General features: G+C 63.6%; 11 protein-coding genes. 7 read left to right on the plus strand and 4 right to left on the minus strand.

Annotated elements, in window-relative coordinates; translation table 11 throughout:
- The first annotated feature begins 10 nt into the window (after positions 1-10).
- Positions 11-2,599 (plus strand): [protein-PII] uridylyltransferase, encoded by a 2,589-nt coding sequence (locus tag GPS82_RS04485; RefSeq protein ID WP_296491440.1) that lies wholly within the window; start codon positions 11-13, stop codon positions 2,597-2,599.
- A gap of 48 nt (positions 2,600-2,647) precedes the next feature.
- Here the strand turns inward: GPS82_RS04485 and def are convergent, their stop codons facing one another.
- The 4 genes from def to smc are packed head-to-tail and all read right to left on the minus strand — an operon-like array spanning position 2,648 to position 9,805.
- A complete protein-coding gene (def, locus tag GPS82_RS04490) occupies positions 2,648-3,184 on the minus strand; it encodes a peptide deformylase (RefSeq protein ID WP_296491445.1) in 537 nt (178 codons plus the stop codon).
- Positions 3,171-5,237, minus strand: coding sequence for an NAD-dependent DNA ligase LigA (gene ligA, locus GPS82_RS04495; RefSeq protein WP_296491447.1), 2,067 nt, complete (start codon positions 5,235-5,237; stop codon positions 3,171-3,173). The genes def and ligA overlap by 14 nt, the downstream gene beginning before the upstream one ends.
- A gap of 12 nt (positions 5,238-5,249) precedes the next feature.
- Entirely contained in the window at positions 5,250-6,287 is a 1,038-nt protein-coding gene (locus GPS82_RS04500; RefSeq protein WP_296491449.1) for a cell division protein ZipA C-terminal FtsZ-binding domain-containing protein, read from the minus strand.
- Entirely contained in the window at positions 6,284-9,805 is a 3,522-nt protein-coding gene (smc, locus tag GPS82_RS04505; RefSeq protein ID WP_296491452.1) for a chromosome segregation protein SMC, read from the minus strand. The genes GPS82_RS04500 and smc overlap by 4 nt, the downstream gene beginning before the upstream one ends.
- 193 nt (positions 9,806-9,998) lie before the next feature.
- Between smc and GPS82_RS04510 the strand changes: the two genes are divergently transcribed.
- The 6 genes from GPS82_RS04510 to GPS82_RS04535 form a co-directional block, all read left to right on the plus strand.
- The gene (locus GPS82_RS04510; RefSeq protein ID WP_296491454.1) at positions 9,999-10,790 is read left to right on the plus strand and encodes a sulfite exporter TauE/SafE family protein; all 792 of its coding nucleotides are present in this window, start codon (positions 9,999-10,001) and stop codon (positions 10,788-10,790) included.
- 38 nt (positions 10,791-10,828) lie between these two features.
- A complete protein-coding gene (locus tag GPS82_RS04515; protein WP_296491455.1) occupies positions 10,829-12,646 on the plus strand; it encodes a nitrite/sulfite reductase in 1,818 nt (605 codons plus the stop codon).
- Positions 12,647-12,665: 19 nt separating this feature from the next.
- A complete protein-coding gene (locus tag GPS82_RS04520) occupies positions 12,666-13,064 on the plus strand; it encodes a DUF934 domain-containing protein (protein WP_296491458.1) in 399 nt (132 codons plus the stop codon).
- Positions 13,061-13,819 (plus strand): phosphoadenylyl-sulfate reductase, encoded by a 759-nt coding sequence (locus GPS82_RS04525; RefSeq protein WP_296491459.1) that lies wholly within the window; start codon positions 13,061-13,063, stop codon positions 13,817-13,819. Before GPS82_RS04520 ends, GPS82_RS04525 begins: the two co-directional genes overlap by 4 nt.
- Positions 13,820-13,922: 103 nt before the next feature.
- On the plus strand, positions 13,923-14,858 hold the full coding sequence (gene cysD, locus GPS82_RS04530; protein WP_296491468.1) for a sulfate adenylyltransferase subunit CysD: 936 nt from the start codon (positions 13,923-13,925) through the stop codon (positions 14,856-14,858).
- Positions 14,858-15,245, plus strand: a 388-nt coding sequence (locus GPS82_RS04535) for a GTP-binding protein (protein WP_296491461.1), incomplete at its 3' end; no start/stop codon positions are given. The genes cysD and GPS82_RS04535, both read left to right, overlap by 1 nt.

Genomic DNA, 15,245 nt, shown 5'->3' on the forward strand with positions numbered 1-15,245 from the left:
GGGAAAGCCCATGTCGGACTTCAAAGCGCTGCGCGAGGAATTTCGCACCAATAAAGCGGCTCTTTTTCAATCGCTGGCAGAGGGTGGCCGCAGCACGCGCAGCGTGGGCAGCACGCTGGGCAAGCTGTCGAAGCTGGCCGACCAGACCCTGATGACGCTCTGGCTGCACGCGGCATTCCCACCCGGCCTGGCGCTGGCAGCCGTGGGCGGTTACGGCCGCGGCGAATTGTTCCCCTATTCGGATGTGGATGTGCTGGTCCTGCTGTCCGACGACATCATGCTGGAACATGACGCTGATCTTAAAAACCGCGTCGAGGGCTTTATCGGCAGTTGTTGGGATGCGGGGCTGGAGATTGGTTCCAGCGTGCGCTCGGTGGCAGACTGCCTGAACGAGGCGCGCCGGGACGTGACGGTGCAGACCTCGTTGCTGGAGTCGCGCCTCATCACGGGTGATGCAATCATCTATGACCAGTTCAGGCAGCAATTTGTTGCGGCCATGGACCCCCATGCTTTTTTTGTGGCGAAAACCCTGGAACTGAACCAGCGCCACAACAAGTTCGACAACACGCCTTATTCACTGGAACCCAATTGCAAGGAGTCCCCCGGCGGCCTGCGCGATTTGCAGGTGATTCTGTGGGTAGCCAAAGCGGCAGGCCTGGGCACCAACTGGAACGAGCTCGCCGAAAATGGACTGGCCACAGCCTTTGAAGTGCAGCAAATCAAACGCAACGAAGCCCTGCTTTGGCTGATACGAACCCGCTTGCACCTGATCGCCAAGCGGCGCGAAGACCGGTTGGTTTTCGACATGCAAAACGCCGTGGCCCAAGCCTTTGGTTTTGAGGCGCCGCCCGCCACCACCGACAAGCGTTCCCTGGTTCGCCCCAGCGAGGCGCTGATGAAACGCTACTACTGGGCTGCCAAGGCCGTGACCCAGCTCAATCAGATTCTGCTGCTCAACATCGAAGAGCGCCTGAGCCCGAGCACCCATGAGCCGTGTCCCATCAATGCCCATTTTTCCGACAAGGGGGGCATGCTTGAGGTCGCCAGCGACGATATCTACCGGCGTGAGCCACATGCCATTATGGAAACCTTTCTGGTATTTCAGACTGCCGACATGAATGGACTGTCAGTTCGCACGCTGCGTGCCCTGTACAACGCCCGCGACCTGATGAACGGCGACTTCCGCCGGGACCCGGTCAACCGCGCGGCCTTCATGCAAATTCTGCGGCATGGCAGCGGCGTGACCCACGCCTTGCGGCTGATGAACCAAACCTCGGTGCTGGGGCGCTACCTGTGGGCCTTTCGCAAAATTGTCGGGCAGATGCAGCATGACCTGTTCCATGTCTACACGGTGGACCAGCATGTGCTGATGGTGTTGCGCAATGTGCGGCGGTTTTTCATTGCCGAACATGCCCACGAATACCCGTTTTGCTCGCAACTGGCAAGCGGCTGGGACAAGCCCTGGGTACTGTATGTGGCGGCCCTGTTCCATGACATCGCCAAAGGCCGTGGCGGCGACCACTCGGTGCTGGGTGAAGTTGAAGCTCTGCGCTTTTGCAAACAGCACGATGTGAGCCGGGAAAGCACCGAACTCATCGCTTTTGTGGTGCGGGAACACCTGACCATGAGCCGCGTGGCCCAGAAAACCGATCTCAGCGACCCCGACGTGATCGCCGCCTTTGCCAAGCGCGTGGGCAGTGAGCGCTACCTGACCGCGCTCTATCTGTTCACCGTGGCCGACATTCGCGGCACCTCGCCCAAGGTGTGGAACGCCTGGAAAGGCAAGCTGCTCGAAGACCTGTTCCGTCTGACCCTGCGCGTGCTGGGTGGCCACGCCGCCGATCCCCATGTCGAGGTTGAAACCCGCAAGCGCGAGGCCCTGATCCAACTGGCCCTGCACGCTCAGCCCTTCGAGGGGCACAAGGCCTTGTGGGACACCGTTGATGTGGGCTACTTCATGCGCCATGACGCCTCAGACATTGCTTGGCACACCCGCCAACTGTCGCGCCATGTGAATTCCGGCAAGTCGATCGTGCGGGCCCGCATGTCGCCACTGGGTGAAGGCCTGCAGGTGCTGGTCTACACGCCCGATCAGCCCGATCTGTTTGCCCGCATCTGCGGCTACTTTGAGCATCGGGGCTTCAGCATTCTGGAGGCCCGCGTGCATACCGCCTTCAACCACTATGCACTCGACACATTTCAGGTCACCACCCAGGCCATGCATGAGCTCTACCATGAACTTGCCAGCATGGTGGAGGCGGAATTGGTGCGTGCCATTATGCAAACCGGTCCGCTGCCTGCGCCTGGCAAGGGTCGGGTTTCGCGAAGGGTCAAGAGTTTCCCGATCACCCCGCGCGTGAGTCTGCAACCCGATGAAAAAGGCCAGCGCTGGCTGCTCAACATCTCGGCCAGCGACCGGGTGGGCCTGCTCTACAGTGTGGCCCGGGTGCTGGCCCGGCACAAGGTCAACCTGCAACTGGCCAAGATCAACACCCTGGGCGAGCGCGTTGATGACACCTTCCTGATTGACGGGCCTGAATTGCAGGAAAACAAGGCCCAGATCGCCATTGAGACCGAGTTGCTGGAAGCGCTGGCTTGATCTTGGGCGGACCCGTTCCGGGGCATCCCCGGATTGCATGCCATTGGGCTACTCGTCAGCGCTGTCGAGTCCCGAAAACAAAACTGAGGTGAAACCGAACTGCGTGAAGTCACGCATGCGCATGGGGTAAAGCATGCCGATCAGGTGGTCACACTCGTGCTGCACCACGCGGGCGTGAAAGCCCTGCACGGTGCGGTCGATGGGATCGCCATACTGGTCAAAGCCGGTGTAACGAATCTGCTCGAAACGCGGCACCTTGCCGCGCAGCCCGGGCACTGACAGGCAGCCCTCCCAGTCTTCCACCTCGGCAGTGCCCAGCGGCGTGATCACCGGGTTGGTCAGCACCGTGCGCGGCACGATGGGTGCCTGCGGGTAGCGCGGGTTGACACGGTCGGTGCCAAAAATCACCAACTGCAAATCAACGCCAATCTGCGGTGCCGCCAGCCCGGCACCGTCCGCCGCGCGCATGGTGTCGAGCAGGTCGGTGATCAACAAATGCAGTGCATCGGTGTCGAACGCCGTCACCGGCTGGGCCACGCGCAGCAGGCGCGGGTCGCCCATTTTCAGAATCTCACGCACCGCCATCAAGCATCTCCTTCAACTGGTCTTCGTCAAGCACCGCCACACCGAGCTCGCGCGCCTTGTCGAGCTTGCTGCCGGCCTCGGCGCCAGCCACCAGAAAACTGGTTTTCTTGCTGACCGAACCGGCCACCTTGCCGCCGGCGGCCTCGATCAGGGCCTTGGCCTCTTCCCGCCCCAGCGTGGGCAGGGTGCCGGTGAGCACAAAGGTCTGACCGCTTAAGGGCTGGGCCGCCACCGGCGCGGGTTCGCCCTCGGGCCAGGTCACACCGCAGGCGCGTAATTGCTCGACCACCTCGCGGTTGTGCGCCTGGTCAAAAAAAGTGCGAATGCTCTTGGCCACGATCGGCCCCACGTCGGCCACTGCCAGCAGGGCGTCCTCGGGGGCGTCCATGATGGCGTCGAGCTTGCCAAAGTGGCGTGCCAGCGCCTTGGCCGTGGCCTCGCCCACATGGCGAATGCCCAAGCCAAACAGAAAACGTGGCAGCGTGGTCTGCTTGGATTTTTCCAGCGCATCCAATATGTTTTGCGCCGACTTGTCGGCCATGCGCGCCAAGCTGGCCAGTGCGGTGAAGCCGAGTCGGTAGAGGTCAGGCAGGGTGTTGATGATGCCTGCATCAACCAGTTGGTCAACCAGCTTGTCGCCCAGCCCCTCGACTTCCACCGCGCGGCGCTGGGCAAAGTGCAACAGGGCCTGCTTGCGTTGGGCGCTGCAAAACAGCCCGCCGGTGCAGCGGTAGTCGGCCTCGCCCTCCTCGCGCACCGCCGCACTGCCACACACCGGGCAAAGGCGAGGCATGGTGAACATGGCCGGATCGTCCACACGCTTGTCGAACAGCACACTCACCACCTCAGGGATCACGTCGCCGGCGCGGCGCACCACCACGGTGTCGCCCACGCGCACGTCCTTGCGGCGGGCCTCGTCCTCGTTGTGCAGGGTGGCGTTGGTCACCGTGACACCACCGACAAATACCGGTGCCAGCTTGGCCACCGGCGTCAACTTGCCGGTGCGACCCACCTGCACGTCAATGGCCAGCACGGTGGTCAGCATTTCCTGCGCTGGAAACTTGTGCGCCACGGCCCAGCGCGGCTCGCGCGTGACAAAGCCCAACTGGCGCTGCAGCGCCAGGCTGTTGACCTTGTAAACCACACCATCAATGTCAAAACCCAAGGCATCACGCTGCTGGCCAATGGCGGCGTAATAGGCCACCAGTGCGGCCGCGCCTCTTGCTTGTCTGACCAGCTCCGAGACCGGAAAACCCCAGGTTTTCAGGCTTTGCATCAGCTCGAAGTGGCTCTGCCAGGCCGGCCCCCCGCTTTCTGGCGGGGTCACTGCCCCCAGGCCATAGGCGTAAAAGCTCAAGGGTCGTTGTGCCGCAATGGCCGGGTCCAGCTGGCGCACCGCACCGGCGGCGGCATTGCGCGGGTTGACAAAGGCCTTCAGCCCGGCGGCGCGCTGCTTTTCATTGAGCGCCTCGAAGTCGTCGCGGCGCATGTAGACCTCGCCACGCACCTCCAGCACAGCAGGTGCTGCAGCGGGCAGGCGCAGCGGAATCTGGCCAATGGTGCGGATGTTTTGCGTCACATCCTCCCCCACTTCGCCATCACCCCGGGTGGCGGCCTGCACCAACACGCGCTGCTCGTAGCGCAGGTTCATGGCCAAGCCATCAAATTTGGGTTCGGCAACATAGTCGATGGCGGGGTCAGCGTCTGTCAAATTCAGTTCCCGCCGCAGACGGGCATCAAAATTCTCGGCGCCACTGGCCTGGGTGTCGGTCTCGGTGCGAATGCTCAGCATGGGCACCGCGTGGCGCACCGGGGCAAACTGGTCCAGCGGCTTGCCGCCAATGCGCTGGGTCGGGGAATCTGGCGTGATCAGCTCGGGGTGGCGTGCCTCGAGCGCCTGCAACTGCCGGAACAGCCGGTCATATTCGGCATCAGGCAGGGTCGGTGCGTCCAGCACGTAATAACGGTGCCCATGCTCATGCAGGGTCTGGCGCAGTTGCGCCATCAGCGCGGCATCGTCAGGCTCTGGGGCAAACAAATCAAAGGTGCTCATGCATGACGGGTCTCAGGAAAAAAGCCGGCGCGCCAAGGGTGAGCCAGACGCCAGTTCATGTTGCGCCAGCAAGTCGTACAACTGCTCCAGTTCTGCTGCAATGACCGTCATGCCCTCGGGCGACAGGGCCGCGCCCTGGTCATCTGTGACCATGCCGTCCATCTCCCGGGCCAGCGCGTCGGCCACTTCACGCAGGCGATCGAAAGGCTTTTCGTTGCGGTCCACCTGCGCCACATCGAGCCCCAGCGTGATCTGGCGCAAGGCCGATTGAGTGGGGTCGTCCGCCAGCGCGGTGAGTGTGTCAAAGTTCAGGCTCACCACCGGCGGCAGTCCGCTCGTGCTGGCCGGAATCACCAGCCGACCCGCCATGGAACCCATCACAAAACCGAGCCGCGCCGCGGTCTGCTGGATATAGCTGGGGCTCCAGGCCGCCCGGCGGGCCTGCACCATCAACACCAGTTGCGCATCATGGCTGCTGGCAAATTGGTCGAGTTCGCGGGCGCGGCTGACCTCGCTGCGCATCGCCGGAAGGTCGGGGGTGCCGTTGATGGCATCGCAGAAGTTTTGCGTCTTCATGACAAATTCGGAAAACTCGATGTCGTTCAACGCACCAGAGCGGTTGGCCAGTTGCACACCGGCCTGCAGTTGGCTGTAGTACTGTCCCGCCACCGGCGACTCCCAGCGCTGATCCTGCACGCTGAAGCCCTCGATGGCATACGGTTTGCTGCCCACCCTGCGGGTTGACGGCAAAGCTGCCAGCACGGCTTCGCCCGACACGGGCGCCTCCAGCGCGATCGGGGCCACGGCATCAATCAGCGGATCAAGGGCCGGCTTTTTTTCAGGGGCCGGGCTGCTGGCAAAGGTGTCGCCATTCAGCGGATGGTCGTTCAAATGGGGCTCGATGCGACTATCGGCTGGCTCGCCCAGACGTGGCTCGGCCGGTTCCGCCTGACGCGGCCGGCTTTTGCGCGCCAGCCAGGCGTAATAGCCGGCCATGGCGAGCAGCAGCAGCAGCCCAAGCAGCAACAAACTCATTTGCAAAGTAATCATTGTTCTCCCCATTCTGACATTGACAGTGCAGCGTCCATGTCCACCGCCACAATTCGCGACACGCCCTGCTCCTGCATGGTGACCCCAATCAGCTGTCTTGCCATTTCCATGGCGATCTTGTTGTGGCTGATGAACAAGAACTGGGTGCCCTTGCTCATGCTGACCACCAGTTTGGCATAACGCTCGGTGTTGGCGTCGTCCAGCGGCGCATCGACCTCGTCGAGCAAACAAAAGGGTGCCGGATTGAGCTGGAAAATGGCAAACACCAGCGCAATGGCGGTCAGCGCCTTTTCGCCGCCCGAAAGCAGGGCGATGCTTTGGTTTTTCTTGCCCGGCGGTTGCGCCACCACCTGCACCCCCGAGTCCAGGATCTCGTCGCCGGTGATCACCAAGCGGGCATTGCCACCGCCAAACAGCTCCGGAAACATTTTGCCGAAATGCTCGTTGACCTTGTTGAAGGTGTCTGAGAGCAGTTCGCGGGTTTCGCCGTCGATCTTCCTGATGGCGTCTTCGAGCGTGGTCATGGCCTCCTGCAGGTCAGCCGTCTGGGCATCCAGAAACTGCTTGCGTTCGCGGGCGGCGCTTAGTTCGTCCAGAGCGGCCAGGTTGACCGCGCCCAGAGCGGCGATGTCGCGGTTGATGCGGTCAATTTCACCCTGCAAACCGGCCAGGCGCACGTTGTCGTGTGCGATGGACTGCGCCACCGCCTCCAGGTCGGCATGGGCGTCGTTCAGGAGCTGGCTGTATTGCTCAAAACCCAGCCGCGCGGCCTGTTCCTTGAGCTGGAATTCGGTGATGCGGGCGCGCAGGGGGTCGAGCGCCCGCTCCAGTTGCAGCCTGCGCTCGTCGCTGGCGCGCAGTTTGGCGGTCAGATCGTCGTATTGGCTGCGCTGGGCGCCCAGCACTTGCTCGCGCTCCAGCTTGACGGCCAGCGCCTGTTGCAGGCCACCTTGCGCGGCGGCGTCGTTCAGGCGCGCCAGTTCATCCTGTCCTCTTTGCGTCTCGGCAGCCACCGCGGCGGCCTGCGCCACGGCCGTCTCGATGCCGCGCGACAACTCGGCCCGGCGCGCCTCCAGGCTGCGCAGGCTGAACGCGGCCTCCTGCTGTTCACGTTCCAGGCTGCGCTGCTGCTCACGGCTGGCACCCAGTTTGCGCTCGGCGACCACCACCAGGTCATCCAGCTCGGCATGGCGCTGCTGGGTGTCGGCGAGTTGCATGTCGAGCTCTTCAAAGCGCGCCTCGGCGCTGACGCGGCGCTCCTGCAATTCATCGAGTTGACCCTCGACCTCGGCCAGGTCAGTGGCCAACTGGGTGCTGCGACTGCGGGCCTGATCAAACTGCTGGCTCAGCTGCAGGGTTTGCACTTGCAGCATGTGGGCGCTTTGTTGTGCGTCACTCGCCTCCTTGCGGGTCGTGGCCAGACGCTGCGCCACATCGGCATAGGCGGCCTCGGCGCGCACCAGCAATGCCCGCGCCTCGTCGCTGATCAGCACCTGGGCGCGCAACTCCTTTTGCAGATTTTCAATTTCCTGGGCGCGCGCCAGCAGACCCGCCTGTTCCGAATCTGGCGCGTAAAAGCTGACGCTGTGGCGGCCCACCGCATGGCCGCTCCTGACATAAATCATCTCGCCGGGTTGGAGTTTGTCGCGATTGCCCAGGGCGTCATCCAGGCTGCTGGCGGTAAAACAGCCTTGCAGCCAGTCGTCGAGCACCGCTTTTTGGCCGGCATCGTGCAGTCGCAGCAAGCCGGACAAGCGCGGCAGCCCGGCATGGGTCGGGGTGGCCGGAGCGGGCGGCGGGCTGTAAAAGGCCAGCTTGCTTGGCGGCGCGTCCAGCGCCAAAGCCCGAACCGACTCCAGCCGGCTCACCTCCAGCGCGCCCAGTCGTTCGCGCAAGGCGCCTTCCAGGGCGTTCTCCCATCCCTGCTCGATGTGCAGGCGGCTCCACAGACCCTGCAAGTGGTCAAGGCCGTGCTTTTGCAGCCAGGGCTGCAACTTGCCATCGGTCTTGACCTTTTCCTGCAGTGTCTTGAGCGCGTCAAGCCGGGCCGACAACTCGGCAAGTTGCGCCGACTCGCGGTTCACCGTCTGCTGCTGGTTGCGGCGCCGCTCGTCAAGCTCGGGGGCGCTGTCGGTCAGCGTTTCAAGCCGCGCCTGCGCCACGCTTGCTGCCTCCTGCGCCATTTCCAGCAAATGCCGCAACTCGGACAATTTGTGTTCATCGGGCGCCACCAGGCTGTTGCGGTCAGCCAGCAGCCGCTCACGTCGTGTGCCCAGTTGGCGCGATTGTTCTTCAATGCCGCGTTGCTCGGCGGCCAGCACACCGATCTGCTGCTGCACCTGGGTGACACTGGCGCGCTGATCGCTGGCAGCGCGCTGGGCCTGGCGCAAAGCCTCTTCCAGCGTCGGCAGGTGCTGCGCCTGCTCCTCCAGCCTGGCGGCCAGCACCTCGTTTTTGTCTTCGCCCAGCAGTTCAAGCTCGGCCAGGTCTTCCAGGGCCAACTCTGCATCGCTGCGGCGGGTGGCCCATTCAGTCGCTTGCTCATTCAGCGTGCGCAGCCGCAACTCAACGCGCTGGCGGCCTTCCACCACAAAGCGGATTTCTGCCTCCAGCCGGCCCACTTCGGCACTGGCTTCGTACAACCTGCCCTGGGCCTGGTTGACCTGGTCGCCAGCGGCGTAATGGGCCTGGCGCACGGTTTCCAACTCGGCCTCGGTATGGCGCAGGTCGGCGGTGCGGGCCTCCAGTGCGTTCACCGCGGCCAGTCCTTCTGCCTGAATGCGGTCCTGCTCGGCCTGAGATTCGCCGCGCCTCAAGTACCAGAGCTGGTGCTGCTTGAGCGTGCCGGCAGCCGTCAGGGTGTTGAATTTTTGCGCCACTTCGGCCTGCTTTTCAAGCTTGTCGAGGTTGGCATTGAGCTCACGCAAAATGTCTTCGACGCGGGTGAGGTTTTCCCGCGTGTCACCCAGGCGGCTTTCCGTCTCGCGGCGGCGCTCCTTGTATTTGGACACGCCCGCTGCCTCTTCGAGGAACAGGCGCAGTTCTTCGGGCTTGCTCTCAATGATGCGGCTGATGGTGCCCTGCCCGATGATGGCATAGGCGCGCGGCCCCAAGCCCGTGCCCAGAAACACATCCTGCACATCACGGCGGCGCACCACCTGGTTGTTGATCAGGTAGCTGCTGGTGCCGTCGCGCGTGAGCACGCGCTTGACGGCAATCTCGGCAAACTGGTTCCACTGACCACCAGCGCGGTGGTCATCGTTGTCAAACACCAGCTCCACGCTGGCCCGGCTGGCCGGCTTGCGCGTGGTGGTGCCATTAAAAATCACGTCCTGCATCGACTCGCCGCGCAATTCCGATGCCTTGCTTTCGCCCAGCACCCAGCGCACCGCGTCCATGATGTTGGATTTGCCGCAGCCGTTGGGGCCGACCACCCCCACCAATTGCCCGGGCAGCACAAAATTGGTCGGCTCGGCAAACGACTTGAAGCCAGATAACTTGATGGAATTGAGACGCACAGGGATCGGTAACGATGGCTCGGACAGGATAAAACGGCCAAAAACCATGGCCGGCTCGAAAACGAAGCGTCATGATACCTTGCTGAGGCCTGGCGAAACCTGCCAGGAAGCCAGTCCTATATGCATTTGGAATATATAGTAATCATAAAAAAGTAGTTTGAAACATATGGGTTGACCCGTACAGTCCACCCCCATGTATGACATCGCTCTAATTTCTGCCGGTTTTTTTGTCGGGATTGTGGTTGGCCTGACCGGCGTCGGTGGTGGCTCCCTGATGACCCCGATCCTGATCTTCGTTTTCGGCGTCAAACCCTACATGGCGGTCGGCACCGACCTGCTGTTTGCCGCCTTCACCAAAATGGGCGGCACCGTCAAGATGGCGCGCTCCGGCCTGGTGCCGTGGCGCGTGGTGCTGCACCTCAGCGCAGGCAGTGTTCCGGCGGCGCTCGTGACGTTGTGGATGCTCAAAACCATGGGCCCGGCCGATGCCGTCGTCCAACAACTGATGACATCAACCCTGGGCGTGGCGCTGCTGCTCACCGCTGCCGCCACCCTGTACAAGGCCGTGCGCGGAAAGACTGTCCCGCTCCGCATTGCACCTGGCCAGGAGACGATGGCCACCACGCCGCGCCATTGGAGTCTGCCGCTGCTGCTGGGCGGCTTGATCGGCACCCTGGTGACGCTCACGTCAGTGGGTGCCGGCGCCATCGGTGTCACCGCCCTGTTGCTGCTCTACCCGATGCTGCCATTGCCGCGCATTGTGGCCGCCGACATTGCCTACGCCGTGCCGCTGACGTTGGTGGCTGGTGCCGGCCACGCCTCGCTGGGCTCGGTCGACTGGTCGATGCTGAGCCTGCTGCTGGCGGGCTCGCTGCCCGGCATCTGGCTTGGTTCGCACTTTATGACCCGCGTGCCCGAGCGCGCCATCCGCTCGCTCTTGTCCGTGCTGCTGGCGTATGCCGGCACCAAGCTGATTGCGCTCTAGCGCCTCCCATATTAAAACCCGCGACCACCGACTGAACCATGTACCAATACACCGACTTTGACCGCCAATTTGTCCGCCAGCGCGCGGCCCAGTACCGCGACCAGCTCGAGCGCAACCTGCGCGGGGAATTGAAGGACGACGAATTTCGCCCGCTGCGCCTGCAAAACGGCTGGTATGTGCAGCGCTACGCGCCCATGCTGCGCGTGGCCGTGCCCTATGGCGAGCTGGCCAGCCGCCAGCTGCGCGTGCTGGCCAAAATTGCCCGCGATTACGACCAGCCCAGCGCCGCCGTCTACCAGCACGCCAGCGAGACTCAGGCCGAACTCGGCACGCCGCACCTGCCAGTGGGTTACGGCCACTTCAGCACCCGCCAGAACGTGCAGTTCAACTGGATTCCACTGGACAAGAGCGCAGATGTGATGGACCTGCTGGCCACAGTCGACCTGCACGGCATTCAGACCAGCGGCAACTGCATCCGCAACATCACCAGCGACGCGCTGGCCGGCATCGCCCCCGACGAAGTCATTGACCCGCGTCCCTATGCCGAAATCATGCGCCAGTGGAGCACGCTGCACCCCGAGTTTGCCTTTCTTCCGCGCAAGTTCAAGATCGCCATCAACGGCGCCCTTGAAGACCGCGCCGCCGTTGCCTGGCATGACGTGGGCCTGCACTTGGTGCGCAATGGCGCCGGCGAAGTTGGCTTCAAGGTGCTGGTCGGCGGTGGCATGGGCCGCACGCCGATGATCGCCAGCACGCTGCGCGAGTTCCTGCCATGGAGCCAGATCCTCAACTATTTGGAGGCCGTGGTGCGCGTCTACAACCGCTTTGGACGCCGCGACAACCTGTACAAGGCACGCATCAAGATTCTGGTGAAAGCCGAGGGCCAGCGTTTCATCGATGAAGTCAACGCCGAATTCGAGGACATCCTGGGTCACGACGGCGCCGCGCACGCCATCCCGCAGGCCGAGCTCGACCGGGTCTCAGCCCACTTCCTGCCGCCGGTCATGGCTTCAGGCGCGGCCTCCCCAAGCCAAGGCACTGCTGCCGAGCTATCGGCCAAGGACGCCGCCGACTACCAGCGCTGGCTCAAGCAAAACGTGCGCGCCCACAAGAACCCGGGCTTACGCGCGGTCACGCTGTCGTTCAAGCGCCTGGGCCACGCGCCGGGCGACGCCACCGCCGACCAGCTCGACGCCGCCGCCGACCTGGCCGACCGCTTCAGCGCCGGTGAAGCCCGCGTCACCCACGAGCAAAACCTGCTGCTGCCCTGGGTCGCCGAGCACGACCTGCCCGCCCTGTGGCAAACCGCCCGCGCGCTTGGCGTGGCCAAGGCCAACATCGGCCTGCTCACCGACATGATCACCTGCCCCGGCGGCGACCTGTGCGCGCTGGCCAACGCCCGCTCGCTGCCGCTGGCGCAAGCGGTTGCCGAGCGTTTTCAGGACCTCGACGAGCTGTTCGACATCGGCCCGGTCGACCTGCACATCAGCGGCTGCATGAACTCCTGCGGCCACCACCACACTGGCCACATTGGCGTGTTGGGTGTGGACAAAGACGGCCGCGAGTGGTACCAGATCTCGCTTGGCGGCTCCGACGGCAGCCTCTTGAGCGGCGCCGCCGTGCCCGGCAAGGTCATTGGCCCGTCGTTTGCGGCCAGCGAGGTGACCGACGTGGTCGAAGCACTCATCGACAGCTACCGTGTTTACCGTAAAGCGGGCGAAACCTTCATCGACTGTGTGCGCCGTGTCGGCGCCGACCCCTTCAAGCTGGCGGCCAACGCCGTGCGTCACGAAACCCGTGACGGCGGGCGCGTGCTGCATGTCCACCTGGCCACCGCCGACGCCGCCACCGATTGACCCCTGGAACACCCTGAACATGAACACGCTTGAATTGATCCCATCAGACGCCGCTAACAAAACACCCGCCGGGTTGCAGGTGGTGGCACTTGCCAATGACGCCGACCCCAGCACCCTGGCGCTTGACGGCATCACGCGCGTTGAACTTGACTTTCCCAAGTTCACCGACGGTCGCGCCTTCAGCCAGGCCTACCTGCTGCGCCGCCGCCTCAGTTTCACGGGCGACATTCGCGCCACCGGCGACGTGCTGGTGGACCAGTTGCTGCAAATGCAGCGGTCGGGCTTCAGCTCGGCCGTGCTGCGCGCCGACCAGAGCCTGGCCCACGCGCAACGCCAACTCACCCACTTTGCCGGGTTTTATCAGGGCGACGCGGGGCAGCCCCAACCCCAATTCGTTTTGCACGGAGCCACGGCATGAGCGCCATCGACCTCAACGCCCGCGCCTCAGCCACCTTTGCGCAAAAACTCGCCGAGACCCAGGCACTGTTGCAACAGGCCGCGCTCGACCACGCACCACGGAACGCAGGCGACGCGCCGCGCATCACGCTGGCCTGCAGCCTGGGCGCTGAAGACATGGTGCTGGCCCATTTGATCAACCGCTTGCAGCTCGACATCGGCATTTTTGTGCTGGAAACCGGCCAGCTCCATGCCGAGACCCTGGCGCTGCTGGCCCGCTTGCAGGCCACCTCACGGGCGCCAGTGCAGGTGTTTGCGCCGGTGCGCGAGGCGGCCATCCAGTTCGTGGAACGCGAGGGCACGGACGCCATGTATCAAAGCATTGCCCTGCGCAAAGCCTGCTGCGCCATCCGCAAGATGGAGCCGCTGAGCCGTGCCCTGGCCGGCAAGGACGCCTGGATCACCGGCCTGCGCCGCGAGCAGTCGGGCACCCGCGCCGAGGTGCCTTTGACCGACCGCAGTGACGCCACCAAGCTCAAGTACAACCCGCTGGCCAACTGGACCTGGGGCGATGTCTGGCACTACATCGCCGACAACCAGGTCGACCACAACCCGCTGCACGACCAGTTTTACCCCAGCATCGGCTGCGCGCCCTGCACCCGCGCTGTGTCTGCAGGCGAAGACTTTCGCGCCGGGCGCTGGTGGTGGGAAGACGAGGCAGCCAAGGAATGCGGCCTGCATGTGAAAGCCAGCCCGTTACCCGCAACATACGCATGAACCCGCACACCCTGGATTGCCACGACGCTTCGCTCCTCGCAATGACAACAAATAAGCAAACAAAAAAATGAACGCTCCCACCTCCCCCGAATTGCTGCACGCCATGACGCACCACGCCCGCCCTGACCATTTGAGCAATGCCCATCTGGATGCGCTGGAAGAAGAAACCATCTTCATCCTGCGCGAAGTGGCCGCCGCCTTCGAGCGCCCCACCCTGCTGTTCTCAGGCGGCAAAGACTCACTGGTGATGCTCAAGTGCGCTGAAAAAGCCTTTGGCACGCCGGCCAACGGCGGCAAGATTCCCTACCCGCTGCTGATGATCGACACCGGCCACAACTTCCATGAGGTCACCGATTTCCGCGACGCCCGCGCCGCCGAACTCGGTGCCGACCTGATCGTGCGCAGCGTCGAGGACTCGATGGCGCGCGGCACCGTGCGGTTGGCGCACCCGGGGGAGTCGCGCAACGTGCACCAGTCGGTCACACTTTTGGAGGCCATCGAAGAATTCCGCTTTGACGCACTCATTGGCGGCGCCCGCCGTGACGAGGAAAAAGCCCGCGCCAAGGAACGCATCTTCAGCCACCGCGACAGCTTCGGCCAGTGGCAACCCAAAGACCAGCGGCCCGAGTTGTGGACCCTGTTCAACACCAAAATTCAACCCGGCGAGCACTTTCGGGTGTTCCCGATCAGCAACTGGACCGAGCTCGATGTGTGGCAGTACATTGCCCGCGAAGCCATCGCCCTGCCCTCGCTCTACTACAGCCACAAGCGCGAGGTGGTCGAGCGTAAGGGCCTGCTGGTGCCGGTGACCGAGCTCACCCCCTTGAAACCCGGCGAAGTGGCCGGGTCGCGCGACGTGCGCTTTCGCACCGTGGGCGACATCACCTGCACCTGCCCCGTGGAAAGCCTGGCCGCCACGCCAGACCAGATCGTGCTGGAAACCCTTACCGCCGACGTGAGTGAGCGCGGCGCCACCCGCATGGACGACAAAACCTCAGAGGCTTCGATGGAGAAGCGCAAGAAAGACGGATATTTTTAATGAACACGATTGATTTAACAGCGGCTCACGCCATCCAGAGCGCCGCATCCGGCCAGTTCGACACCAGCTCTGCCCTCAAATTCATCACCTGCGGCAGCGTTGACGACGGCAAAAGCACCCTCATTGGCCGCCTGCTGCTCGACAGCAAAAGCGTGCTGCAAGACCAGCTTGCCAACGTCTCCAAAAGCGGCGAGGCCGACCTGGCGCAGTTCACCGACGGCTTGAGCGCCGAGCGCGAACAAGGCATCACCATCGACGTGGCCTACCGCTACTTCAACACGGCCGAGCGCAAGTTCATCATTGGCGACGCGCCCGGCCACGAGCAGTACACCCGCAACATGGTCACCGCCGCCAGCAGCGCCGACGCTGCCGTGGTGCTGGTCGACG

The organism is Rhodoferax sp. (assembly GCF_011391645.1).
GTDB lineage: Bacteria > Pseudomonadota > Gammaproteobacteria > Burkholderiales > Burkholderiaceae_C > Rhodoferax.